Source organism: Microbulbifer regidiadema (SeqCode), assembly GCF_052466995.1.
The window spans coordinates 3,295,098-3,320,621 of the sequence record NZ_CP174297.1 but is presented as its reverse complement, the minus strand read 5'-3'; the positions used below and the strand labels follow the sequence as shown (position 1 = coordinate 3,320,621).

Below are 25,524 nucleotides of genomic sequence, written 5' to 3'. Positions count from 1 at the left end.
ACCCCTAACGAAAAGGTGCCGGTATCGCCGGCACCTGAATTGTGCGGGGTTGGAGAAATATAATGAAAGACTCCATTCGCATAAGTTTCGAATTTTTCCCTCCTAAAACGCCTGAAGGCCGCGAGAAACTGTATAAAACTCGCGAAGCGTTGCAGGTATTTAACCCTGAATTCTTCTCCGTTACCTATGGTGCCGGTGGTACCACGCGAGAGACAACGTCGAGTATTGTGAGCAATATGCGGCGCGACGGTATTTCCATTGCTCCCCATTTATCCTTTGGTGGTGACAATGAAGAGACAGTACTGGGTTTGCTCAATCAATATAAAGAGGCGGGAGTTAATCGGATAGTCGCGCTGCGCGGTGATATGCCATCGGGCATGGGAGCCGTAGCGCAATTGGTTTATGCGAATGAGTTAGTGGCCTTTATTCGCCGACACACCGGCGATCAATTCCATATTGAAGTTGCGGCGTATCCAGAGATACACCCGGAATCGACTAGCTACGATGACGATATCCGCTACTTGAAAGGTAAGTTTGAGGCCGGCGCCAATAGTGCATTGACCCAGTACTTTTACAATCCCGATTCCTACTTTTACTTTATTGACCAGTGTGAAAAAGCCGGTATTGATGCCCCCATTTACCCCGGCATTATGCCGATAGTCAACTTTAGCAATCTTGTGCGTTTCTCTCGCAATTGCGGTGCGGAGATTCCAAGGTGGTTGATTAAGCGCATGGAAAGTTATCGCGATCCCGAGGATATTCGGAAGCTTGGCTTGGAGGTTGTGACTGATCTCTGCGAGACTTTATTAGAAGGCGGAGCGCCGGGTTTGCATTTTTATACGATGAATCAGGATGCAACCGTTACTAATATTTTGCAGAGCCTCAAGCTTTAACTGAAAGCTCGAAAGCTATTGCTCTCGAATTTTCTGTTTATGAAGCTTTCAGGCAATATTGCATGCTAATTATTTAGGGTTGCTGTCTGGAGATTTAATATTCCTCCTCAGGTAACCTGAAAAATATTTAAATTCCGATAGGTTTGTATAAGTGCGGAATTATAACCCCCCCCTAGAACCGTTTCTTTCTGTATTGTATGAGGATGAAACACTACTGGTTTTAAACAAACCCAGTGGTCTTCTCAGTGTGCCGGGAAGGAGTGATGCTCATAAAGATAGTTTGGCCAGTCGCGCACAATCGCAATATCCTGATGCATTAACTGTCCACCGATTGGATATGGATACTTCGGGGTTGATTGTAATGGCGCGCAGTGCCGAGGTGCACAAGGCGCTGAGTACTCTCTTCCAAAATCGTGCAGTAGATAAAACCTACTATGCGCGGGTATGGGGTGTGCCAGAAAATAGCAGTGGTGAAGTGAATCTCCCCCTTATTTGTGACTGGCCAAATAGACCCCGGCAAAAAGTAGATTTTGATGTGGGGAAACCGTCACTAACCCGCTGGGAAGTAGTTTCTAGTTCGATAAATAGCAGTCTGCTCAAGCTTGAGCCTATAACTGGGCGTTCACACCAGCTTCGGGTGCATATGCAGGCAATAGGGCACCCCATATTGGGAGACCCCTTTTATGCCCATGCCGATGCACTCCAAGGCGCTTCGAGGTTACTGCTACATGCCAGCGAACTTAAATTTGCACACCCTGTAAGCGGAGAAGCGCTGTCTTTCACTAGCGAATTGCCTGAAGAGTTTTTAATTGATTAAGGCGATAAGACCTATTGTTGGGGCGATTTAAAAAGGGCGGTCAAATGACCGCCCTTTTTCGGCTATTTTTTATTCTTCATCGCCGCCATCAAAATATCCCCCATACTGCCACGGCTATTGTCCTGAGCACCTTTCTGGGAGCGGTTGCCCTGCTGCTTGTTGTAGCGCTGGGCCTGGCGGTTTTCGCGCTGGTCGCCCTTCTTAATACCGCCGCTACCCTGCTCACCGGGCTCGTCGGATAGGCGCATGGACAGGCCGATACGCTTGCGGGCAACGTCCACTTCCATCACTTTAACTTTGACGATATCGCCGGCTTTTACCACTTCGTGGGGGTCTTTAACGAACTTTTCGGAAAGCGCAGAGATATGCACCAGGCCATCCTGGTGCACCCCGATATCCACAAAGGCACCGAAGTTGGTGACGTTGGTGACAGTCCCCTCAAGTACCATTGCCGGGCGCAGGTCTTTAATTTCCTCGACGCCCTCTTCAAATTTTGCCGTGCGGAATTCCGGGCGCGGGTCGCGGCCGGGCTTTTCCAGTTCGGCGATAATATCGGTAACGGTGGGGACACCGAATTTTTCGTCGGTATAGTCCGCCGGGTTCAGTCGGCGCAGGAAGGCGGAGTCGCCGATCAGGCTGTTAATCTCGCGGCCATTTTTCTCGGCGATACGCTTAACCACGATATAGGACTCGGGGTGTACGCCGGATTTATCCAGTGGGTTGTCGCCGTTATTAATGCGCAGGAAGCCGGCGGCCTGTTCGAATGCCTTGGGCCCCAAACGGGGAACTTCCATCAGCTGCTTGCGGTTTTTGAACGCACCGTTCTGGTCGCGATAGCTGACAATATTGCTGGCAATAGAGGCGGTCAGGCCGGAAACCCGGGCCAGCAGTGGTGCTGAGGCGGAGTTCAACTCGGCGCCGACACCGTTTACACAGTCTTCGACCACAGCGTCCAGTGAACGGGCCAGCTGGGTTTGGGAGACGTCGTGCTGGTATTGGCCCACACCGATAGACTTGGGTTCGATCTTCACCAGTTCTGCCAGCGGGTCTTGCAGGCGGCGGGCGATGGAGATGGCCCCGCGGATGGTAACGTCCAGATCCGGGAATTCCCGCGCGGCAAATTCAGAGGCGGAGTACACGGAGGCGCCGGCTTCATTGACTACGACTTTTTGGGCCGTCAGCTTGTATTGCTTAATGGTTTCCCCGACAAACTTATCAGTCTCGCGGCTGGCGGTGCCGTTGCCAATGGCGATCAGGCCCACATTGTGCTTATTGCACAGGGCGGCAATTACTGCGGCGGACTCCTGCTGGCGGTTCTGTGGCGGGTTGGGGAAGATGGCGGTGTGGTCGAGTATCTTGCCGGTGGCGTCCACCACGGCGACTTTGACCCCGGTGCGCAGGCCTGGGTCCAGGCCGATGGTGGCTTTTTGCCCCGCCGGGGCTGCCAGCAACAGATCTTTCAGGTTGCGGGAGAAGACCTTGATTGCCTCCTCTTCCGCCTTCTCGCGCAGCTCGCCCATCAGGTCGGTTTCCAGTGCCGTGAGCAGCTTGATTCGCCAGGTCCAGCGCACCACCTCGCCGAGCCACTTGTCTGCGGGGCGCCCTTCATCGGTGATATCCACATGGCGGGCGATCATGGCTTCGCAGGGGTGGCTGGCGCTGGGAGAGCTGCCCTCTTCCTCGGTGAGGCCCACGTTGAGAGCGAGTACACCCTCGTTGCGGCCGCGGAAAATGGCCAGGGCGCGGTGAGAGGGCACTTTGGACCAGTCTTCGGCGTATTCGAAATAGTCGCGGAACTTGGCTCCCTCTTCCTCTTTTCCTTCGAGCAGTTTGGCTTTTACCTGTCCGTCACGCTTGAGGAATTCACGCAGCTTGCCCAGCAGCTCGGCGTCTTCGGCAAAGCGCTCCATCAGAATAAATTTGGCGCCGTCCAGGGCCGCTTTAATATCTTTGACCTGGAGGGAGGCGTCTTCGTTATCGGTGTTGAGGTATTGCTCTGCTTCAACTGCGGGGTCGATGGAGGGGTTGTCGAACAGCGCATCGGCCAGTGGCAATAGGCCCGCTTCGATGGCGATCTGTCCTTTGGTGCGGCGCTTGGGTTTGTAGGGGAGGTAGAGGTCTTCGAGGCGATTCTTGGTGTCGGCGCTGTTAATTTGCTGTGACAGCTCAGGGGTCAGCTTGCCCTGCTCATCGATACTTTTCAGGATGGCAGCGCGGCGCTCTTCCAGTTCGCGCAGATAGCGCAGTCGATCTTCCAGGGTGCGCAGCTGGGTGTCGTCCAGGGCCCCGGTCACCTCTTTCCGGTAGCGTGCGATAAATGGGACTGTGGCTCCTTCATCGAGCAGGGATACTGCGGCGGTAACCTGTTGTGGCCTGACATTGAGTTCTTCGGCGATGCGAGCGTTGATATCCAGCATTTGATGTTTACATCCGTTTTCCGGGAAATTTCGTACCTTTAGGGGCGATGTTGGACCGGTAAGTAGCCTTTTAGTTTGCGTGGTTTTTGGCGGGCAAACGACAGGGCCCTTACAGGGGTAATTTCGGATCGGCATTATGCGTTACCAGGGGCCAGCGAGGAAGGTTTGCGATAAAGCACAAACTCCTGCGGCGACCTGCATCCGGATCGGCTCTTATCCGCGTCGAACTCCAGTAGAATGCGTGCTAATTAAAATTTGACCAGTATCGGTCACAGAATGGGGTAGAGGGTGCCTGTGAAAGTGTCGAGCAAGAACAAGCTTTTATTTGCCGTTTTGGCTATCGGGGCGGCCGCCATTACTGCGGTGGTGGTGTTGAAGCCGAAGCCAGAAGAAAAGCCACCAGAGGCGGTGATACCGCCGGTGGCGGATGTCCTGTACGCGAAGCCTGGGCGCCAGACCCTGTTGGTACCGAGCCAGGGCACTGTGCATGCTCGCCATGAAATTGAGGTGGTGGCCCGTGTCGGTGGTGTGATTGAAGGTGTAGGTGAGGCCTTTGTGCCCGGCGGTTTCTTTGCCGAGGGGGAATCATTGCTGCAGCTCGAGCAAGCCGACTATATCCATAATGTAACACGTGCCGAATCACAGCTGGCCGATGCCAAGTCCGCCCTGGCTCAAGAGCGGGGCCGTGCCAAGCAGGCCAAGCGCGAGTGGCGCAATCTGGGCAGCGAAGCTGCCAACGCCCTGTTCCTGCGCAAGCCACATCTTGAAGCCGCCGAGGCTGCAGTGGCCGCAGCGCGAGCGGATCGCGATCAGGCCAAACTCGATCTGGCGCGCACCGCAGTGAAAACGCCATTTGCTGGGCGTGTCGTGGAGACCTATGTCGATCTGGGCCAGTACATCACCCCGGGCACGCCTCTGGCAAAAATCCACAGCACCGGCATCGCCGAGGTGCGCCTGCCTCTGACCGACCAACAGCTGGCACTGCTCGATCTGCCCCTGGGTAAATCCTTTACGCGTGGCCCCGAGGTACGCCTACGGGCGATGGTAGCTGGGCTTGAGCGCGAGTGGCGTGCCCAGCTGGTGCGTACCGAGGCCAGCATCGACACCAATAGTCGTTTTATTTATGCCGTGGCTCAGGTACAGAACCCTTATGAAGGCGCTGTTCCCCTGATGAATGGCCTGTTTGTGGAGGCCGATATTGCCGGTCGCACTCTGGACGGCATAGTGGTTTTGCCGCGCCAGGCTCTGCACGAGGGCGACCACCTGCTGGTGTTGGATGAAGAGAGCAAGCTGGTGTTCAAAACTGTAGAGCTGTTGCAGAGCATCGACGATCAGGTGTGGTTGCGCGGTGATATCGCCGTTGGTGATCGCGTTGTGGTTTCCAGCCTGGGTTACTCCCGCGAGGGCATGGCGCTTACCGCTAATCCGCTCAATGAAAAGCCCGCCGGTTTGATCGACAGTGTTAAGAGCCATGCCGAAGCCGATTCAAGCACCTCCGGTGAGACCGCAGCCACGAATAGCGCTGCCCACGGAGGCCACTGATGAACGGCATCATTTCCTGGTTCGCACGCAACAGTAAAGCCGCCAACCTGTTGATGATTATGATTATCATCGGTGGCTTCTTCGGAATCAGTGGGATTGATCGCGAGGTATTTCCTGCGATTCAGCCCGGTATTGTCGAGGTAGAAATCTCCTATCCCGGTGCCGGCCCGGCGGAAGTCGAGCAGCAGGTAACCGTGCGTGTGGAGGAGGCTATCTCTGAGGTGAAGGGCATCAAGGAGGTAAACTCCGCCTCTCGCCGCAGCCACTCCTCTATCGAAGTTCAAGCGGTGGATGGCTACGATGAGCTGCGCTTGCTCAACGATATCAAGGTGCAGGTGGATAGTATTAACACCTTCCCCGAGGGTATCGAGCGCCCGGTGATTCGCCTGCAGGAGTGGGATACCCAGCTGATGATGATCGCCATTGGCGGTCCGGTTTCCGAGCGTCAGCTCAAGGAGACCGCGCTGGACCTGCGCGACAAACTCACACTGATTCCCGGTGTGCGCCGTGTGGATATCTGGGGCGAGCGCCCGGATGAGCTGTCCATCGAGGTTTCCGAGCTGGACCTGCGCCGCTACAACCTGAGCTTCAATGACGTAGCCAACGCGGTGCGCCGCTCCTCCCTCGATCTGCCTGCGGGTATGGTGCGTTCGGATCGCGGTGATATCCAGGTGCAGACCCGTGGTCAGGCCTATACCGCCGAAGACTTCGAGCGTATTCCGGTAGTCAGCCGTGCCGATGGCTCTGTACTGCTGCTGCGCGATGTGGCCACGGTGCGCGATGGCTTCGAGGAGTACAACAACGTCATTCTCTTTAACGGCAATCCGGCTATGAACCTGCGTGTGGTTCAGGGGGAGCCGCTGGATGTGGTGGCCACCGCCGAGCGTATCAAGGCGTTTATGGCGGAGGCGCGCACCCAGTTGCCGCCGGGTATGGAATTCGACGTCTGGTTCGACTTCTCCAAAGCTTTTGAAGGCCGCATGAACCTGTTGACCAGCAACGCCTTAAGCGGCTTCGCCATGGTCTTTATCATGTTGATGCTGTTCCTGCGCCCGGCGCTGGCGATGTGGGTAACGGTGGGCATTATTGTGGCCTTCCTCGGTGCTTTCTGGTTGCTGCCGATTACCGGGGTCAGCCTGAATATGCTGTCGCTGTTCGCCTTCCTGCTGATTCTCGGCATTGTGGTGGACGATGCGATTATTGTGGGAGAAGCGGTGCATGCGGCCCACGATCGCGGTGTGACCGGTCTGGCCGCCGCAGAAGAGGGTGTGAAGCAGGTCTCCGCGCCGGTGATCTTCGCCGTGACCTCCACCATGGTGTTCTTTATCCCCATGCTGTTCCTGCCCGGATATACCGCGCAGATGATGTTGGCATTGCCGGTGGTGGTGCTCTTGTGCCTGGTGTTCTCCCTGGTGGAATCTCTGTTGATTCTGCCGGCGCACCTAGTGGGCATGAAGCCGGAGCAACCCGCCAAGTCCACCCTGGGCATCAAGTTGCAGAAGCTGCGTGGCCGCTTCGCCGGGGCCATGAAGACCGCCGGTGACAAGTATTACTTGCCGCTGCTTAAGAAGTCCCTTGGCAACAGCCGCACCACGGTGATGGTCTTCTTCATGGCGCTGGTACTTTCCATCAGTGTCTTTACCAGTGGTTATGTGGGTTCTTCCTTCTCGCCGCAGGTACCGTCGGATCTGTTGGAATTGCGTGCCAGCATGGCCGATGGCGAGCCTTTCCATGAGGCCGAGCGCGTGATGAATCAGGTGCTGGAGGCCGCAGATAAGCTCGCTACCGATGAGGAGATGCTGAAGCTCAACGACGGCGAGCCCTTCGTGATGAACTCCATGGTGTTCAACTGGCGCGGCAACATCTTTGTGATCTTGCAGCTCACCGACGGTGAGATGCGCGATGTGACTTCCAAAACCCTGTCGCTGCGCTGGCGCGAGCTGATCGGTGAAATGCCGGCCAGTGTTGAAGACCTGAATATTGATGCCACCATCAACGATGGCGGCAACGGTATGAGTCTGAACCTGAGTACCGCTTCCGGGGACATGGATGAATTGCGCGCGGCCGCTGATGCGGTTAAGAAGAAGATGAACAGCTACGCGGGTGTTTACGATGTGCGTGACAATCTCACCAGTGCGCGTCGCGATATCGAAATCCAGCTGAGGCCCCACGCCACCACCATGGGTATCAATCTGGCGGATGTGGCCAGGCAGGTGCGCCAGGGTTTCTACGGTGAAGAAGTACAGCGTATTCCCCGCGGTCGTGAGGACGTTAGGGTGATGGTGCGCTACCCGCAGGAAGAGCGCGCCAGTGAAGAGCAGATGGATCGCGTGCGTATTCGTACGGCAGAAGGTGAGGTGCCCTTCTCTGCGGTAGCCGAGGCGGTCTATGTGCCCGGTTACACCACCATCCGCCGCAACAATCGCGAGCGCACCGTGCGAGTGTTTGCCGAGCTAACGCCGAACACCTCCACTGCGCAGGAAATTCTCAAAGATATGCGCGAGACCCTGGTGCCCGAGCTGGAGCGCCAGTTCCCCGGCTTCTCCCTCAGAACCGCTGGAGAAATGCAGGAGGAAGAGGAATTTAATGGCGCTATTCTGGCCTTCTTTGTGCTGTCTTTATTCGCTATTTACGCATTGTTGGCGATTGCCTTCCGCTCCTACTCGCAGCCGCTATTGATCCTCACTGCAGTGCCGTTCGGCTTCTTCGGCGCGGTAGTAGGCCACCTGTTGATGGGCCACGATATCAGCATCATGTCCATGCTCGGCTTCCTCGCCGCAGCGGGGGTGGTTGTGAACGACAACCTGGTATTGATGGATCGCATTAATCAACTGCGCGCCCAGGGCATGGCGGTGATGGATGCGGTGGTGCAGGCGGGTCGGGATCGTTTCCGCCCGATTATCCTGACTTCGATCACTACCTTTATCGGTCTGGTACCGATTATGTTCGAGCGCTCAATCCAGGCCCAGTTCCTGATCCCGATGGTGATCAGCCTGGCCTTCGGCGTCCTGTTTGCAACGGCGGTGACTCTGATCCTGGTACCGAACCTGTACAAAGTGATTGAGAAATTGCGTCCGCAGCGCAAAGCCGCAGCGGAAGAAGATGCCCCGGTCTCACTGGAGGCGGTGTAGCGCCGAGTACCCGGCGCAGTGGCGGATCGCCTCCGCCATTGCGCCTATGGGGTATAAATGCCTAAACTAACTGCCAGCAAAACGCCGACATTCCTGTCGGCTTTTTTATGGTGTTTACATAGGATTCCCCCATGCGCATTCCGCGTATTTTCTCCAAGCAGCCCCTGGCCTCGCAACAGGATGTGGAGCTGGATGAACTGGCCTCCCGTCACTTGGTTAAAGTGCTCCGCCTGAATGTGGGCCACCCCCTGGTTCTCTTTGATGGCAGTGGCGGTGAGTATGCGGCGGAGTTGATCGAGACCGGCAAGCGGGCCCGGGCGCGCACGGCGGAGTACCGGGCAGAGGATCGCCAGTCGCTGCTGGCGCTGACTCTGGCGATCGGCATCTCCCGTGGCGACCGCTTCGACTGGGTGATACAAAAGGCCACGGAATTGGGGGTGACGACAATTCAGCCACTGTTTACCGAGCGCTGTGAAGTGAAGTTGTCCGGGGAGCGCTTACAAAAAAAACTGGGCCACTGGCGCCAGATCGCCATCAGTGCCTGCGAGCAGTGCGAGCGCAACCGGGTGCCGGCGATTGCCGAGCCGTTAAAGCTGACGCAATATTTACAGCGTGTATCCAGTGAGGACGCAGCCCAGGTCAAGTTGGTGCTGCACCACCGCACCGAACTGGATCTGCGCCAGTGGCAGGCGGAGCGGGGGACACCGCAATCCGCACTGCTCTTAGTGGGCCCCGAGGGTGGCCTGTCGCAGGGAGAAATCGATGCGGCACTGGCGCAGGATTTTATGCCGTTGCGCCTGGGACCGAGGGTCATGCGCACCGAGACGGCTCCAATTGCCGCACTGTCTGTTTTGCAGTTCCAGTGGGGCGACCTGTAAGCCGCTGAAAGATTGGATTTGAGAACATTTAGGGAGGGAATCTTATGATCAAAGTACTTATCTGGCTGTTGGGCGTTGTCATTGTCGTATGGTCGCTGGCGATTGTAATCAGGCCGCAACTGGCGCGCAGCCTCAGCGAACGGCTTAATGAAACCGGCTATGCCTTCTCCGCCTGGGCGCGCATTTTTGTCGGCTTAATGCTGTTGCTGATCGCCGACACGCGCCACTGGTATATCTTGTTCAATGCCCTCGGCGTGCTGGTGCTGTTGAGTGGTGCCTATATGCTGCAAATCGGTTTTGAGCGGGGCAGAGAGTTGGCGATTAAAATTTCCCATGGCAATGAAAATTTTCTGCGCATTAGTGGCGTGACCGGCGTCATTCTCGGTTTGATGCTGCTCTCTGCGCGCTAACGATATAGGTTCCCATGTCTTCTACCGATTTAATTATTTTTGACTGCGACGGCGTCTTGGTAGACAGCGAGAGTATCGTCTGCCGAATTTTGGCGGAGGAGATGAATCGCCTGGGGATACAGACCACGGCGGAAGAGCTGGATGAACAGTTCAGTGGCCGTCCGGCCCGAGATTGCCTGGTGGATATAGAGAAGCGCTTTGGCGGACCCCTGCCGGATAATTATTTCGGCAATACCGAGCGCCGTATCCGCGAGGCATTCCAACAGGAATTGCAGCCGGTTGCGGGTATCGAGGGGCTGCTCGATCAACTACAGCAGATGGGCCTGCGCAGCTGTGTGGCCTCCTCGGGTTCCCACCAGAAAATGCAGCTGACACTGAATAAAACCGGTTTGTACGATTATTTCGACGGGCGGATTTTCAGTGCCGACGATGTATCCCGGGGCAAGCCCTGGCCGGAGCTGTTCCTGCACGCGGCGGACTCTATGGGAGTGGCGCCGGAGCGCTGTCTGGTGGTGGAGGACTCTATTGCCGGTGTCTCTGCGGCGGTCTCGGCGGGTATGCGTGTGGTGGGTTACAGTCCCCACCCGGTGCGCGGCCCCCAACTGGAAAAGCAGGGCGCCCGGGTAGTCACTGATATGATGGCGGTTTTGAACTTTATTTAGCGGCCACAGCGGCTGGGGCTTGCGGTTTTTTAAGCGGAGCGGCGCCTGCGTTGTTCTACACTGAATTTGACCTCGAGCAACCGGAAGTCGTATCTATGGCGGGTAAATTCTTGTCTGCCCGTTGCCTGATCTTATTGGCCGCAGCCCTGCCGGGCTGCGATCAGCCCAGCTCCCCCAAGCAATATATGCTCGAACCTATCGAGACTATCCAGTCCGGCGACAGCGAGAAAAGCGCGCGGGAAGCGGCCCCTTTTGCCGATGCACTGGTGAGGTTTTTACGGGGCAATAACCGCGCTATCGGCGATACCTTCCGCCTGCGCCTGGAGTTTGATCCCGGCGGTTTTGCCCCGCGTATCGAAACCCTTGCCGACCTGGAGGCGTTGCTGGTCATAATGCGCGATTTTTCAGAGATGCGCATCGCGATTGAAGGCCATACCGACAGTGCCGGGGACGCGCAGAAAAACCTCAGGCTGTCACAGCGCAGAGCGGACTGGGTGAAGCACTTTCTGGTCGAGCGGGGCGTTTCTGCCGAGCGAATGGAGGCCCAGGGCTACGGCGATACCGATCCGCTTGCCGATAACGGCACGGACAAAGGCAAGCGGGAGAACCGCCGCCTGATGATTCGCGTATTAAATTTTGACCGTATTCCCAGCAAACTACCGAGGCGCTAACCCCGAATAGCTTGCCGGTGAAGAGCTGGCCCAGGGGCTCAGCTCGACGCATTACCCAGTTCTTCGCTGGCGTTTACCGGCGTCTCTGGGGCTTTGTTGGAAAATATTTTCTTCATCAGCTTGCCGGTTTGGCGCAGGCCGATAATGCTCTGCGCGGTGAGCATACCGGAGATCATAGCGCCGGCCACACCGCAGCTCATCACATCCTGCCCGGTGAGGTAGAGCCCTTTAATTCGGCTCTTGGGTCTCAGCCAGGACTGCTCAAAGCGATTGGGATCGTGATCCAACCCGTAGATTTCCCCGCGCGGATAAAAACAGAAGTAATCCGTAGACAGAGGGGTGGAGAGTTCGTAGTAATCGATTTCCCCACGCAGCTGTGGCAGATGCCGATACAGATGTTCCAGCAGGCGCTGGCTAAACGCCTCCTTCAGATCCTCGTAATCCTCCCCCCGTTTGCCCCAGGGCTTGTCGTGCCACTGGGCAAACCAGTTGTAGTTGGCCGGTGCCACGATTTCGATAGTGGCGCGGCCTGGGTAGCGCTGGGTAAAGGTGGGATCTTTGGCTGAGGGGAAAGAGATATACACCAGCGGTATTTCTTTCTCCTGATCGTCGATAAAGGCCTGCATATCCTCTTCGTAGCGATCGCTGGAATAGATCCAGTAATTGGTCTTGGGCAGGTTTAATTCTTCCGCTGTTTTTTCCAGGCCGATATACAGACACAGGTGCGACATGGAGCGGTTGACGGTTTCCAGATCGCGGATATAACCCATGCGCTCGCTGGTACTGCGCGGCAACAGCTTCTCAAAGGTGTTAAATACCCCGGCGCCGGAGACCACCAAGGGCGCTTCGATTTCATGTCCGTCGGACATCCTCACCCCGCGCACCTGATCGCCATTCATCAGGATGGTTTCCACCTTGGCGTAGGTAAAAACCTCGCCGCCGCTGGCCTGAATCTGGGGAATAATCGTTTCGGAGATTTTGCTGGCGCCGCCGACAGGATAGTAACCGCCATAGAGGTAATGTTTGGCGATCAGCGCGTGGATAATAAAGCTGCCCTCAGACGGGGTCATGCCGTTATCGCCCCACTGCCCGGTCAGCACAGAGATCAACTTTTCATTGCTGGTGATCTCACCGAGCACTTCGCGGGTGGTTTTATTGAGCCAGGCGGGTTCGCGTAGTTTTCGCCACAGGCGCATAAGGGGCCCGCACCAGCTGGGCAGCATTTTTTCCATCGCCAGCCGCTGCATGGCTTTGGCGACTACATTGAGCCGCTGTAGGTACTCCTCGATATTGGCGCGCTCATCGGGGAAGTGGCTGACCAGCTCATCGATAAACTGCTGGCGACCGGCTTTCAGATCGTATTGTTTATCGCCGATACAGATGCGGTCGTAGGTGCTGTCCATCGGCGCCCAGTGCAGCTGATTATTGCTGATAAAGTCAAAAATCTTGCGGGTCAGGGTGGGGTGTTCGCCCACATCGCCGATATAGTGGACGCCCACATCCCACTCATAGCCGTTGCGGTCGTAGGCGTGGGTGTAGCCCCCGGCGGTGTAGTGCTGCTCAAGGACAAGCGCTTTCTTGCCCATGGCACTGAGCATCGCGGCACAGGTCAGGCCGCCAATACCCGAACCAATGATAATGGCGTCGTAGTTGCCCTCCAGGCGACTCGGACGATAGCGCCGGCCAATGCGCAGCCGGCTGGGTTTTGGGGCACTGCGCTTCTTTTCAGGAGTCTCTGTCATGATGGCCTCGCCACTATTATTTTTATGCCTCAACCATAGCGCCCCCTATCGATATATGCAATAAGTTGCATATTGATATTCTGGTTATATCTTGTGCGTTTTTATATGATTCGTATACACTTTGTATATATTACATATTAAGGTGAAATGTGATGGGTATCGTCAAAATATCTGATGAGCTGCACGATGAGATTCGCAAGGCCAGTACCGCGATGGCCCGCTCCATTAATTCCCAGGCGGAGTACTGGATCAAAATTGGCATGCTGGCGGAGCTGAATCCGCAATTAAGTTACAGCGATCTGTGTAAGAAATTACTGCGCCATCAGGCATTAACGCTGGAAGCGCTGACACGTGAGTGACATAAAAATTAAGACCCCCGCTGAACGGGAGTTAATGCGCCAATCGGGTCAATTATTGAGTCGCGTTTTCGCCATGTTGGACTCCCGGGTTCAGCCGGGCGTCTCGACGATGCAGATCAATGATTGGGTTGAAGCCTTTATTGTAAAGGAATTAAACGCCCGCCCCGCCAGCAAGGGGCAGTACGACTATCCCTACGCCCTGAATACTTCGCTCAATGAGGTCGTGTGTCACGGCATGCCGAGTGATAAGCAGCGGCTGGCTGAGGGAGATATCGTCAATGTGGATATTACTCTGGAAAAGTCGGGTTATATTGCCGACTCCAGCAAAATGTATACCCTGGGCAAAATAACGCCAATCGCCAAAAAACTGGTTGCCACCTGCTATAACGCCATGTGGGCGGGTATTCATACGGTAAAACCGGGGGTTACCTTCGGCGATATCGGCCATGCGATCCAGCGCCATACTGAGCGCCAGGGTTTTAGTGTGGTGCGGGAATACTGTGGCCACGGTATTGGCCGGGAAATGCATGAGGCGCCGCAGGTGCTGCATTTTGGCCGCCCGGGAAGCGGGGAGGTCTTGCGGGAGGGCATGATATTTACGATCGAACCCATGATTAATCAGGGCAGCCGCAAGACCAAGGTTAAGAAAGATGGCTGGACCGTAATCACCCGCGATAAAAAACTGTCGGCGCAATGGGAGCATACCGTGCTGGTGACTAAAGAAGGTTATGAAGTGTTGACACTCAGGGATGAAGAAATACCTGCGTGCTCTCTGCAAGCCGGCGATTGAGTCTTCAGATCAAACTCTCGGCGCAAGCGATCAACCAATCGGTGTCTGGAGCTTTTTACTCTTTCATGGGGCGCAAACAGCGCACTGCTTTTATCCAGTAGGTTTACAAAAAGATTGAGCCGCTGTCTCTGCTCGGGGTTTAAATGCTTGTGTTCAAGCAGTGCCTGGATTTCTGTAGTGGCGAGTTCCTTTGCCGCTATATCCTCCGGTAAGCCGCTGCGGGTACAGAGCCCGTAAATACCCTGGATAAAGTGGCCCCATTCGGTTTCAATATGCGCAGAAATCTCCGCTGAAAATTTCGGATTGCCGGAGCGGAAACCCAAGTCGTGCAGCTGGGCTACCCGGGCTTTATATCGGTCGTGAAAATTTTGAAAAACAGCGGCAAGATGCCGCTTTTCCTGAATAACCGCAATCCAGCTGCAATAGCCCTTTGCATAATATTCACAGCTTTGCTCCTGGCGATAGGGGCCAAAGTAGGAGTTGCAGTGCAAGTGGCTTTCGAGCTGATAGGAGGGCTTTGGCATAAGTCCCTCCTCCTGGTAGCTCAGCAGTTGTCGCCGACTAATCTGAGCAGCTTGAATAAGCTGCTCCCTGCTCAGAAAATGCTGATTCAGGTAGTCCATCAATTCCATTAAATTAACTCCAGGGCAAAAAATAAAACTTTAGCGCCGGGAGTATTTAATGCTTCGATCCATATCGAAGTGTATGACCTGTATAGCAACGCCTGGAGAAACTACTCCTGCAGGAAAAGCATATCCGTTCGAATAATATATTTGATTCCAGCGGTAATCAGGGTAGAGCTGTGCACTCTGTGCAGGGGATGCATTCCATGGGGAAAGCACAGCACGGCTCCCGCAGGGGTGCGGACATCGATATCCACTACAGAATCCCGCCTGGGTTGCAGGAGAGGGTCATCTGCATTTAGTCGGAATCGGGTTGCACCACCTTCAAAGTCTTCGCTCAGCAGTACTAAAAATGTCATTTCGCTATAGCGATCGGGATAGCCGTTGCTGATCAACTGGTTGTCGTCAATACGGCTACCGGGCCAGGCGCCATCGGTGTGGAACTGGAAGAAATCCCCCTCGCCATAGCGATAAAAGCGGAAACGCCGATTGATACCGACGGCCTCTCTTCCACCAAAGTCACCATTTAAGTCCTGCGCCAGGTCTCGGCATCGCTGCCAGATCAGGCCCTCGGTAATCTCGTCTACCACCCAGGTCAGGCTGTCATTGTGGCGGACCTGCCGGGGCAGGGAGACGGCGGCATCGGGTAAATAACCCAGTGTTTCGCTGATATCAATCAGCCGCCGGCACTCCTCTTGTGAGAAAACATTGAGCAATTGGAAGGCGCCGGGGACCTCGGCGATATCCCGGCGCGATACCGCTTGCGACGCTTGTTCGGCCAGGGCCGCCGGGTTTTGACTGCGACTAGCCCAGGTGGGCAGAGCCGGGTGTTCTGCACCGGGCTCGCGGGCGATAACAAAGAAGTCATCCTGGGGGGTGACAGTTTCAAGTGTTGCGGTTGTGGACATCTGCGCTACTTCTATAGAAAATTTTTTAAAGGATTTAGCGGTTTAAAACGGTGATTTGGGCAAACTGCCGGTGCCCTTCAGCTCCGCCGTGGAAGCCAAAGCCACTTTGCTTGGCGCCCACCCAGGGGGAGCCACCGGCGCCCTGGTTAATGCCGATCATCCCCGCTTGCAGTTGGCTGGCGATTTGCTCGGCCTGCTTGCTTTCACCAAACACAACCGCACCGAGACCGTAAACGGAGTTATTGGCCCGCTCGACCACGTCATCTACCGAGTTAAAGCGGTCGATGGCCACGACAGGTCCAAAGGTCTCGTCATCTTCCAGCAACATACCCGGTCGAATGCCGCTGATAACTGTGGGTGGAATAAACGGCGCCTGCGGATCGCGCTCCCCTAAAAGCAGCTGTGCGCCTTTATCCAGGGCATCGTGGATATGTTCCACCACCTTTTGGTGTTGGCGCTGATTAACCAAGGGGCCGATATCCACCTGGGGCTCGCGCCACCCACCGATGCGATATTGTTTCGCCAGTGCCACCACGGCATTTTCGAATTCGTCGGCAATTTTTTCGTCGACATAAATACGCTCTGTGGAGGTGCACATCTGGCCTGAGTTTTCAAAGCTGGAGCCAACCGCAAATTGCACTGCTCGGGGAATATTGGCGCTCTGCAAAACGATCATAGGGTCGTTACCGCCCAATTCCATCACTAGGCGTTTCAGTGCCGGAGCGGCATTGGCCATAATTTTCTGGCCTGTTGCCCGCGATCCGGTAAAGGCGACCATATTGATCGGGGATTTCACCAGGGCCTCACCGGTTGCACCATCGCCGTGGGCAATTTGTAAAATATCCTGGGGCAGGGTTTGATTGAGAGTCTTCACCAATAAATCGGCGACCAGCGGCGACTCCTCGGAGGGTTTTAAAATCACGGCGTTGCCGGCGATAAGAGCGGGCACAATCAGGTTATTGGCCATCGCCAGTGGATAGTTCCAGGGGGAGATAACCGCAACAATACCCAGTGGTCGATATTGAATTTCACTGCCGCCAGTGGATTTTGCCCGCAGGGCCTCGCCGGCATCGCCCGCTAACCAGGCGCCGCCTTGAACTACGCCACCGGCTTCATACTGTGCACGCCGGGCATCTTTGCCCATTTCACGGCTGATAAGTTGAGCCAGCTCTGCCTCTGCCGCATTCAGTTTTGTGTAGGCCTGCTGAAGTAGTTGTACCCGCTCCTGAAGAGATTTACTCGACCACAGTCGCTGCGCTTTGTGGGCTTTCTCCACCATGTTCTGAATGTCTTGGGACTTGCTGACAGGTAGCGATCCGATAGTCTCTCCGGTTAGTGGATCAATCGATCGAAGTATATTTTCCATAATGGGGTCTCATTCACTCCGGCCACTTTATTGAGTGGCCGGATGTTTTCTTAAAAGCGTTGGTGTTATTGCTCAAACAGGACAATGGTGCGAATTTCCAGGCTGGTTCTGCGGGGCGCCCCGGCGCTTCCCGGCAGGTCAAAAGCGCAGTGGGGAACACCGGTGACATCACCCCGGTGCTGGCTGTCGAATACCCGCAGTAAGAGGCCTTCGCCGGGCTGCATATTGCTAAACCAAATCCAGCGGTGAACCGGGTTGAAACTCAATACCGAAATCTGCCCTTTTCGCTCTGGGTAAATTAAGCGCATATTGTGGAAATCATTAGCGGCGACAGTGCGCAGGTCCACCATAGCCAGTGGCGACTCCTGCACCGGGCGCAACAGGGGCAGCCACAGATTAATAAACTGGTAGCGCGGGTAATCCGAAGGCTCGTAACCCCGCAGCTCCAGAGTTTCCTTTAACTGGCGCTCTGCGGACCAGGGCGTGTAGTCGTTGTGCACCAGCTTTACCGGGGAGCGGCGGCTGCGACTCAGCTCCGGGGTTGCATCAGTCGATGGCTGGGCGCGCAGTGTGTGGTCAAAGGTCAGCACCCTGGCTGCACCCAGGTGAGCGCCTATCCAGGCTTCAATGGCGGGATACCACTGAGTGCGAATCAGCTGATCGCGCTCCGCAGGGCTGGGGCTACTCGCGGAGGGTTTATCCAGGGCGTGTAGCGCATCGTCCAGCTGGTGCAGATTAATACCGAGCAGAGGGCGTACCAGCTCAAAGCCCTGGCTATCGAGGCGAAAACGCTCCCCAGCGGCTTTTAGCGCACGACCATCGTGTATATGAACCTGCTGGGAAATAACATTCTCAACCAATTTAGCCGGCCCCGGGCCCTCTGAGCGCTTGTCGTAAACCAGGTCGCTACTGGGGTCAGCGTAGTGAATAATCGCGGTAACTAATTGATCCTGAAAGGCGGACCGGGCTGCGGTGTGCATAGTGAACTCTCCCCCCCACCGAAGTGGATGCCATATGGGCCAATCTACTCACAATGCTAGGGTTAGCTGGATACAATGAAAACCAAGTAACCGTTGTGAGTGATACAGGTTTGAGCAGAGGTCATCGAGCAAACCCACTGGAGAGGCTGGAGTTGCGTCAACTTCGCTTAATGAGCGCTATTTTGCGTGAACTGAATCTATCCCGGGTGGCTGATCAGCTGGGGGTGAGCCAACAAACGGTCAGTGAGCAGCTGAAACGCCTGCGGGAAATCTTCGATGATCGGCTGTTTATCCGCACCAGTAACGGGGTTATCCCCACCCCCCTGGCCGAGCGCCTGGCCCCCAGATTGGATGAGATTCTGAACAATGTCGCGGCGCTGCTGCGCGCGGATGAATTTGATCCGGCACAGCACCGGGGCATCTTTACCATCAGCGCGACAGACTTTGAGCAGCGCGTGATACTGCCGCTGCTCCTCAAGCAACTGCGCCAGCGGGCCCCGGGTATAAAAGTGGTGGTGCTCAAGCTGGAGATTGACCGCATGGCCCAGCAGCTGCAAACCGGGGAAGTGGATCTGGTTTTTAGTACGCCGGGATTTGTGCCGGATAACAGCCCCAGCATGTTGCTGTATCGGGAGCACTATGTCTGCGTCTGCTGCCAGCACACCGATATGCTGCACGGCGCCAGCCAGCCCCTGGGAATAGAAGCGTTGGCCGCGCTGCCGCAGCTGGTGGTATCACCTTCTAGAGGCGACCTGCGCGGCATGGCGGATAGTTGGTTTGAGCAGTTTGGTTTGGCGCGCAATGTGGTGCTATCGGTCCCCTCTTTTGCCGCCGCTGCCGAGTGTATCGCCTCTACCAATACCGTTGCCTTTTTGCCCTCGCGCCTGCTACCGGACCCCCGGCTAAAAACCCTGCCCATTATCGAGCAGCCCCCCGGCTTCGATGTGATTGCCGCCTGGCATACCCGCAGTGGTCAGGACCCTCTACACAAGTGGATTCGCACTTTATTGGCAGATCAATTTCCCAGCGATTAGGGCAAAGGCTAGCGCTGCTAAACTTGAGCAGGTCGGGGTTTTAGCTAGTGATTGCCATGCGTGTCGTATTTGTCCTCCTGATACTGTTGAGTTCCGCTGTTTGCGCCCATACCGATTTTTATGCGCATATGGATATCCCCGGCTTATTTGCCCGGGATGCACTGGTTGAGGAAATTAAAAAAGTGGATTGCACCCTGTCAGAGGGGCGCAAAACTCAGTGCTGGATGATTGTGGTAAAGGCGGAGCCCAAACATAAAATGGGGCCCTGGTGCCCGCGCAATATTGTCGATCCGATAACCGCCGCTGGCATGATGTTTATTGAGCGGCAGCTAGTGCCGACCGATGGTCCTTTCGTGCAAAATGCCGCGACCTTCTTCTCCGATCCAAAGTGGAGTCTGTACGATCCGAAAACCGGTGCGGTAAAGGTGACCGATTCCAAGGCGGCCTGTGAGATGGCCGCGCGGCCCGATGTGGCGCCGCAGTACAACAATTACTGCGTGGAATGCCAGGCCAGCTATATGGGCCCGGACTTCCACACCCGCTATCTGATCCCGGTGCAGCCGAGCAAGGCCAAAACCGAGCAGAGGCCCGATCCTTTCTCCGGCTATGGCGTGGCCTTCAACGGAGTTAAGTTTGATATCAGCGCACCTGTTGGCGCGATTTTAGCTGCACATACCCTGGCGCCCGTCGATGCCTGCGGCGGCCATGTAAACCCCCATGTGGGCTACCACTACCACGCGGCCCTGGGCTGTAGCCAGGCCTACCCATCGGCGGCGAGCCATGCGGCTATTGTCGGTGTCGCTATCGATGGCTATCTGATCTACGCGCGGGAGAATGCCGATGGCCGCGAGCCCAGCGACCTGGATGAATGCCGCGGCCATGAATTCGCCGACCTGGGCTATCACTATCACGCCAATCTCGCTGCCGAAAACGATATTTTGCACTGCCTAAAAGGCCAGCGGGGCTGTGCCCTGCCGGGCAAACAGAGCCAGTGCGACTTCTCCCGTCGCGGCCCTCCAGGCCGGCGCTAATTGAGCCCCGCCGGCGCTGGTAAAGCGCAGGTGAGGGCGCAGGTCCCCATGCCATTTAACGCTAAAAACAAAAAATAGCGCCGTATCAGCGCGATTAAAGCCCCGGGCTTGATCTGACCGTCAGGTTTTCTTCACCGCCCTGGGACATAATGCCCGCAGTTGATTGCCTCTAACGACTTCCTATAGCCCGGAATACTAAGAATGAGTAATGGCACGCATTTCTATTTGATTCGCATGGTGGAATCCCTCGGTGTGCTGGTGCGCAAGCGCCTGTGGATGCAGATAGTGGTCGCCATGATTCTGGGGCTAACCGTCGGCCTGCTGTTATCGCCGGAGGGATTGGCGCTGGTAAGCCAGGATCTCAGTATGGTACTGGCCAGCTGGTTCAAGCTGCCGGGTTCCATCTTTCTCAATATGATCCAGATGGTGGTGATACCGCTGATTATGTCCTCGATTATTCTGGGGCTGAGTGGCAGCGGCAATGTCGGCCAACTCAAGCGGGTCGGCCTGCGTATCGCCCCCTACTTTGTCGGCACTACCACTGTCGCGGTGATTATCGGCATTGTCCTGGCGCAGTTGATCCAGCCCGGCGACTATATCGACGAGTCCCTACTCCGTGCCGCCACCGAGTTGCAGGCTGCAAGTGCTCCCCAGGTGATCGAATCCAAGCCACTGCCCGAGCGCATTGCCGAATTGATCCCCGCCAATCTCAATGAAAGTATCGCTATGCGCAATATGTTGCAGCTGGTGGTCTACGCGATATTTATCGGCGTTGCGGTGATGCTACTGCCGCAAAAGCAGCGGGAAACCGCAGTGTACGCCTTTGCCATTATTCAGGAGGTGGCGCTCAAGGTGGTTGGCTGGGCCATGCTGTTTGCGCCTCTGGCGGTATTTGGCCTTCTGGCCGATATCGCTATTCGCGTCGGCCTCACCGCGATTCTGGGGATGTCGGTGTATGTGGGCACTGTGATTTTGGGGCTGCTGATCCTGCTCAGTTTTTATTTGCTGATTGTCTCCCTGGTGACGCCCGTCGGCCCGGTCAGCTTTTTACAGCGTATTAGCGGGGTACAGCTGCTGGCATTTTCCACCTCCAGCTCTGCCGCTGTGATGCCCCTCTCCATGCGGGTGGCGGAAAGCTCCCTGGGGGTAAAGCCTTCCATCGCCAAGTTTATCGTGCCCCTGGGCGCCACTGTGAATATGGATGGCACAGCGCTCTATCAGGTAATCGCCGCCGTTTTCCTGACCCAGGTATACGGCATTGACCTGACAACCGTACAGCTTGTAGGGCTGACGGTGACCACCGTTGGCGCATCTATAGGCTCTCCCAGTACACCGGGCGTCGGTATCGTTATTTTGGCAACCATTTTGGCGGGTATTGGCGTGCCGCCGGAGGGCATTGCCCTGATTCTGGGGGTGGACCGAATTCTGGATATGTGTCGTACCGCCGTGAACGTGACCGGAGACCTGACCGCCTGTTTGGTGATGGATAAGCTGTTGGGTAGCGATAAACTGGAAGAGGCCGCGACCCAAACGGCTTAGTGCGGGGCTGGGACTTTTAGAATCTCAAAAGTGCGGAGGTCCTTTTTCCCCTCATAATATTTTTCCAACACCTGCGCAAATAACTTGTTGCTGGGATCGGCGATAGAAAACAAAGTCATGGAGGATTTTAGTTTCATATCATCCGGTGAGCCGAATATCTGGTACGCGGAGTCACCCTTCAGCTGCAACAATACCTCGCAGCACGCTTTGAGTCTGGGGCCGAGCAGGGGGTGCTCCAGATAGGCGCGGGCTTCATCCAGAGTTTTAATCGCAAAATGCTCAGAGGTCGCACTGTGTCCCAGGCCGGAGACCTGGGGGAATATATACCACATCCAGTGCGAGTGTTTATGTCCGCCGTGCAGTTCGCTTAAGGCGCGCTCATAAGATCCTTCCTGCGCGGTGACAAAACGCTCCAGGTGAAATGATTGAGCCATTCCCAGCGTCTCCCCAGACTTATTTCTTGGCTGGGCCAAGATTAGCAGTCATAAGATTGGATGTGCGAGGCTGCTATAAGCCTCTTCAGGCTCCACTTTTCGCTCCCGGGTAATAACACCTAAGCACTCCAGCTATGGCTCAATGTCTCCGCCTGCTTTAAGCACAGTTGCACCGCCTCATCCGGTGGGTATTTCCATTTGCGCAGTGCGCGGCGCACCAGGTTGCGCAGTTTGGCGCGCACGCTGTCGCGCACCTGCCAGTCCACGGTGGTGGATTTGCGTAGCTGCTGGGTAACGTATTTGGCGAGTTCGCGCAGATTGTTATCCCCCAGCTCTTTCACCGCCGACTGGTTTTGGATTAAGGCGCGGTAGAAGGCGATTTCGTCGGTATTGAGGCCGGAGTTTTCCGCCATCTGCGCATCTTCGGCCATGTCCTTGGCCATCTGGATCAGTTCTTCAATCACCTGGGCGGTTTCGATGGCGCGATTGTGGTATTTGCGCAGGGCTTCCATAATGCGGTCGGAGTATTTTTTCTCCGACACCACATCGGTTTTCATGCGCGCTTTTACTTCGTCGCGCAGTAGCCGTTCGAGCAGCTCAACCGCCAGGTTTTTTTCCTTAAGATTGGCGACGTCTTCCATAAATTCAGGGGACAGCAAGCCGATATTTGGGCGGTCCAGGCCCACCATGCTGAAGATATCATCCACACCGTCGGCGACGATAGCATTGTCGATAATCTGCTTGAGTGCGGAGTTCTTTTCCTCATCGGTGCGGCGTTTGTCGATGGTGGTGAATTTGCTGATGGCGTTTTTCACCGCACCCCAGAAGGCGATCTCTTTCTTGTAGGGTGCGGCGTCCTCCAGGGTGCTGCACAGGGTGTAGGCCTTGCTGAGTGCGGCCATCACATCGAGAAAGCGCCGTTTGCCATCCAGTTCGCCGCTGCCGGGGTTTTTCAGGCTGAGAATATGGTTCATGGCGCCGGGCAACAGTTGCAGGGCTTGGGTCTCGTATTGGCTGTAATCAAAGCCGTGCATCATATCGTGCAGTACGCCGAGCTTTTCCAGCAGAATGGCGTAGGCTTCATGGGCGTCGTGGGTGGGCTTACCCTTGCCGTTAGCGCCGGTATAGGTCTTGAGTGCCTGCTTCAGCTCATTGGCAATGCCGATGTAGTCCACCACCAAGCCGCCGGGCTTGTCTTTAAACACCCGGTTAACCCGCGCAATGGCCTGCATCAGGTTGTGGCCCTTCATGGGCTTGTCGATATACATGGTGTGGCAGATGGGGGCATCGAAGCCGGTGAGCCACATATCCCGCACGATCACCAGCTTTAACGGGTCGTTCACATCCTTAAAGCGTTTTTCAAATGCTTTCTTGGTTTCCTTGTTGTAGATATGCGGCTGTAACTTGGCTTTGTCCGACGCCGAACCGGTCATCACAATTTTGATTGCGCCTTTGTCTGAGTCTGGGTGGTGCCAGTCGGGCTTGATAGCGACGATGGCATCGTAGAGGTCGACACAGATCTCGCGGCTCATAGCAACGATCATGGCCTTGCCGGGCATGGAGGCAGTGCGGCTGTCGAAATGCCGGATCAGGTCTTTGGCCACCTGCTCCACCCGGGGCTGGCTGCCAACGAGTTTTTCCAGCGTGGCCCAGCGGGATTTGGTTTTCTCCCGCTCGGCCACATCTTCTTCGTCCTCAATAACCTCCTCGACATTCTCATTCAGCGCTTCGATATCGGCCGCGTGGATATCCAGCTTGGCCAGGCGCGATTCATAATAGATCGGCACCGTGGCGCCATCGTCTACCGCATCCTGAATATCGTAGATGGAGACATACTCACCAAATACCGCGCGGGTATCTTTATCGGCCGAGTCGACCGGGGTACCGGTAAAGCCGATAAACGAGGCCGCCGGCAAGGCATCGCGCATATGCTTGGAATAGCCGAAGGTGTAAGTGCCCTTTTTGGCGTTGAACTTGGCCTTGTCGCCATACTGGCTGCGGTGGGCCTCGTCGCTGACCACGACGATATTGTGGCGGCGGCTCAACTCCGGGTGGCTGGTTTCCTCGCCGAGTAGGGCAAATTTTTGCACTGTGGTAAACACGATGCCGCCGGACTGGCGCGCGGCGAGGATCTGGCGCAGCTCGTCTCTGTCGCCGGCCTGTACCGGGGTCTGTTTGAGGGTATCGGCGGCCATACAGAAGGTGTTATACAGCTGGCCATCCAGATCGTTGCGGTCGGTGACAACTACGATAGTGGGGTTATTCATGGCGGGCTGTGCCAGCAATTTGCCGGCGTAACACACCATGGAGATGGACTTGCCGGAGCCCTGGGTGTGCCAAACCACCCCGGCCTTGCCGGAACCGGGTATGACCTTATCGGCATAGTTCGCCCGGGGCTCGGTCACCACGTTGGATCGCTCGGCGGCAATCACGGTCGCTTTCACCGCTTGGCGCACCGCGTGGAACTGGTGATAGCCGGCGATCTTTTTAACGATTTTGTCGCCGTCCTGCTCAAACAGGACAAAGTGGCGGATATAGTCCAACAACAGTTCGGGCTTAAAGAAGCCTTTAACCAGGGTTTCTAAGAAATATTCAAAGTGCGGTTTGTCGTGCTCGTTATTGACCACCCGCCAGGGTAAAAAGCGTTCTTTGCTGGCGGTGAGGGAGCCGACGCGGGCGTTGAGGCCATCGCTGATGACCAGCGCCTGGTTAAAAATAAACAGGTCGGGGATTTCTTCTTTGTAAGTTTGCAGCTGCTGGTAGGCGGACCAGATATCGGCGCTGTTGTCGGCGGGATTTTTCAGCTCAATCACGGCCAGCGGCAAGCCATTGATAAATACAATAATGTCCGGGCGGCGGCTCCCCTTGGTACCCATAATGGTGTACTGGTTCACCACCAAAAATTCGTTGTGTTTGGTATTGGCGAAGTCCACCAGCTTTACATAGTCGGTCACTACTTCGCCGTTGCTATCCTTAAACTCGACCTTGACCCCTTCCTGCAACCACTGGTGGAACTGTTTGTTGTTTTTGATCAGGATGGGCGTTTCGGGTGTGGCGATCTGCTGGGTGACCAGCTCAAGGATGGATATTGGCACCTGGGGATTGATAACTTCCAGGCGGCTTAGCAGGCGCTTGTGCAGGATAATCTGGCGGTAGTCGTTGCGCTCCGGGATATCGCCATCGGGGGCGATATCGTAGCCGCAGGTATAGCTGTAGCCGAGGGAGTTAAACCATTCTAAGCAGAGTTGTTCTAGTTGGTCTTCCGTGATCATGTACTTGTTCTATTATCCGCTAAGT

The 25,524-nt window shown here is 55.8% G+C and carries 21 protein-coding genes; 13 read left to right on the top strand and 8 right to left on the bottom strand.

From position 1 onward, the window contains the following. Window positions 1-62 precede the first annotated feature (62 nt). Together metF and ACJJIK_RS14510 are read left to right on the top strand one after the other, a co-directional pair. The gene (gene metF, locus ACJJIK_RS14515) at window positions 63-893 is read left to right on the top strand and encodes a methylenetetrahydrofolate reductase [NAD(P)H] (RefSeq protein ID WP_444928997.1); all 831 of its coding nucleotides are present in this window, start codon (window positions 63-65) and stop codon (window positions 891-893) included. A gap of 151 nt (window positions 894-1,044) precedes the next feature. Continuing rightward, window positions 1,045-1,710 carry an RluA family pseudouridine synthase gene (locus ACJJIK_RS14510; protein WP_444928996.1) on the top strand — a complete coding sequence of 222 codons (666 nt, stop codon included), beginning with the start codon at window positions 1,045-1,047 and terminating at the stop codon, window positions 1,708-1,710. A 62-nt stretch (window positions 1,711-1,772) separates the two neighbouring features. On the opposite strand, the gene ACJJIK_RS14505 is transcribed toward ACJJIK_RS14510, so the two are convergent. Next, the gene (locus ACJJIK_RS14505) at window positions 1,773-4,127 is read right to left on the bottom strand and encodes a Tex family protein (RefSeq protein ID WP_444928995.1); all 2,355 of its coding nucleotides are present in this window, start codon (window positions 4,125-4,127) and stop codon (window positions 1,773-1,775) included. Between the two features lie 294 nt (window positions 4,128-4,421). Between ACJJIK_RS14505 and ACJJIK_RS14500 the strand changes: the two genes are divergently transcribed. The 6 genes from ACJJIK_RS14500 (at window position 4,422) to ACJJIK_RS14475 (ending at window position 11,421) form a co-directional block, all read left to right on the top strand. Continuing rightward, window positions 4,422-5,669 (top strand): efflux RND transporter periplasmic adaptor subunit, encoded by a 1,248-nt coding sequence (locus ACJJIK_RS14500; protein WP_444928994.1) that lies wholly within the window; start codon window positions 4,422-4,424, stop codon window positions 5,667-5,669. Then, on the top strand, window positions 5,669-8,800 hold the full coding sequence (locus ACJJIK_RS14495; protein ID WP_444928993.1) for an efflux RND transporter permease subunit: 3,132 nt from the start codon (window positions 5,669-5,671) through the stop codon (window positions 8,798-8,800). The genes ACJJIK_RS14500 and ACJJIK_RS14495 overlap by 1 nt, the downstream gene beginning before the upstream one ends. Window positions 8,801-8,931: 131 nt before the next feature. Then, the gene (locus ACJJIK_RS14490; RefSeq protein WP_444943164.1) at window positions 8,932-9,678 is read left to right on the top strand and encodes a 16S rRNA (uracil(1498)-N(3))-methyltransferase; all 747 of its coding nucleotides are present in this window, start codon (window positions 8,932-8,934) and stop codon (window positions 9,676-9,678) included. Window positions 9,679-9,722: 44 nt separating this feature from the next. Next, window positions 9,723-10,088 (top strand): hypothetical protein, encoded by a 366-nt coding sequence (locus tag ACJJIK_RS14485; RefSeq protein WP_444928991.1) that lies wholly within the window; start codon window positions 9,723-9,725, stop codon window positions 10,086-10,088. Window positions 10,089-10,102: 14 nt separating this feature from the next. Next, window positions 10,103-10,750: an HAD family hydrolase gene (locus tag ACJJIK_RS14480; protein ID WP_444928990.1), complete on the top strand. Its 648-nt coding sequence runs from the start codon at window positions 10,103-10,105 to the stop codon at window positions 10,748-10,750. 50 nt (window positions 10,751-10,800) lie between these two features. Continuing rightward, window positions 10,801-11,421 carry an OmpA family protein gene (locus tag ACJJIK_RS14475; RefSeq protein ID WP_444943163.1) on the top strand — a complete coding sequence of 207 codons (621 nt, stop codon included), beginning with the start codon at window positions 10,801-10,803 and terminating at the stop codon, window positions 11,419-11,421. A 38-nt stretch (window positions 11,422-11,459) separates the two neighbouring features. On the opposite strand, the gene ACJJIK_RS14470 is transcribed toward ACJJIK_RS14475, so the two are convergent. Next, window positions 11,460-13,163 (bottom strand): phytoene desaturase family protein, encoded by a 1,704-nt coding sequence (locus ACJJIK_RS14470; RefSeq protein WP_444943162.1) that lies wholly within the window; start codon window positions 13,161-13,163, stop codon window positions 11,460-11,462. Between the two features lie 152 nt (window positions 13,164-13,315). Between ACJJIK_RS14470 and ACJJIK_RS14465 the strand changes: the two genes are divergently transcribed. Further along, complete coding sequence (locus ACJJIK_RS14465) at window positions 13,316-13,522, top strand: ParD-like family protein (protein ID WP_444928987.1); 207 nt, start codon at window positions 13,316-13,318, stop codon at window positions 13,520-13,522. Beyond that, on the top strand, window positions 13,515-14,312 hold the full coding sequence (gene map, locus ACJJIK_RS14460; RefSeq protein ID WP_444943161.1) for a type I methionyl aminopeptidase: 798 nt from the start codon (window positions 13,515-13,517) through the stop codon (window positions 14,310-14,312). Before ACJJIK_RS14465 ends, map begins: the two co-directional genes overlap by 8 nt. Here map and ACJJIK_RS14455 read toward each other — a convergent pair. The 4 genes from ACJJIK_RS14455 to ACJJIK_RS14440 form a co-directional block, all read right to left on the bottom strand. After that, the gene (locus tag ACJJIK_RS14455) at window positions 14,249-14,944 is read right to left on the bottom strand and encodes a DUF6058 family natural product biosynthesis protein (RefSeq protein ID WP_444943160.1); all 696 of its coding nucleotides are present in this window, start codon (window positions 14,942-14,944) and stop codon (window positions 14,249-14,251) included. The two genes, map and ACJJIK_RS14455, sit on opposite strands and share 64 nt — an antisense overlap. Before the next feature lie 101 nt (window positions 14,945-15,045). Continuing rightward, window positions 15,046-15,843, bottom strand: coding sequence for an oxidoreductase (locus ACJJIK_RS14450; RefSeq protein ID WP_444943159.1), 798 nt, complete (start codon window positions 15,841-15,843; stop codon window positions 15,046-15,048). A 34-nt stretch (window positions 15,844-15,877) separates the two neighbouring features. Further along, window positions 15,878-17,209, bottom strand: a complete 1,332-nt coding sequence (locus tag ACJJIK_RS14445; protein ID WP_444943158.1) for an aldehyde dehydrogenase family protein — start codon at window positions 17,207-17,209, stop codon at window positions 15,878-15,880. 65 nt (window positions 17,210-17,274) lie between these two features. Next, window positions 17,275-18,189 carry a CmcJ/NvfI family oxidoreductase gene (locus ACJJIK_RS14440; RefSeq protein ID WP_444943157.1) on the bottom strand — a complete coding sequence of 305 codons (915 nt, stop codon included), beginning with the start codon at window positions 18,187-18,189 and terminating at the stop codon, window positions 17,275-17,277. Between the two features lie 152 nt (window positions 18,190-18,341). Here ACJJIK_RS14440 and ACJJIK_RS14435 point away from each other — a divergent pair, with 152 nt between their 5' ends. The 3 genes from ACJJIK_RS14435 to ACJJIK_RS14425 all read left to right on the top strand — a co-directional run bounded on the left by ACJJIK_RS14435 (window position 18,342) and on the right by ACJJIK_RS14425 (window position 21,793). Continuing rightward, a complete protein-coding gene (locus tag ACJJIK_RS14435) occupies window positions 18,342-19,223 on the top strand; it encodes a LysR family transcriptional regulator (RefSeq protein ID WP_444943156.1) in 882 nt (293 codons plus the stop codon). Between the two features lie 56 nt (window positions 19,224-19,279). After that, complete coding sequence (locus ACJJIK_RS14430) at window positions 19,280-20,254, top strand: YHYH protein (protein WP_444945069.1); 975 nt, start codon at window positions 19,280-19,282, stop codon at window positions 20,252-20,254. A 201-nt stretch (window positions 20,255-20,455) separates the two neighbouring features. Then, window positions 20,456-21,793, top strand: a complete 1,338-nt coding sequence (locus ACJJIK_RS14425; RefSeq protein ID WP_444943155.1) for a dicarboxylate/amino acid:cation symporter — start codon at window positions 20,456-20,458, stop codon at window positions 21,791-21,793. Here ACJJIK_RS14425 and ACJJIK_RS14420 read toward each other — a convergent pair. Then, window positions 21,790-22,227 (bottom strand): DUF1810 domain-containing protein, encoded by a 438-nt coding sequence (locus ACJJIK_RS14420; protein WP_444943154.1) that lies wholly within the window; start codon window positions 22,225-22,227, stop codon window positions 21,790-21,792. The genes ACJJIK_RS14425 and ACJJIK_RS14420 overlap by 4 nt on opposite strands. 119 nt (window positions 22,228-22,346) lie before the next feature. Beyond that, on the bottom strand, window positions 22,347-25,499 hold the full coding sequence (locus tag ACJJIK_RS14415) for a type I restriction endonuclease subunit R (protein ID WP_444943153.1): 3,153 nt from the start codon (window positions 25,497-25,499) through the stop codon (window positions 22,347-22,349). Window positions 25,500-25,524: the final 25 nt, after the last annotated feature.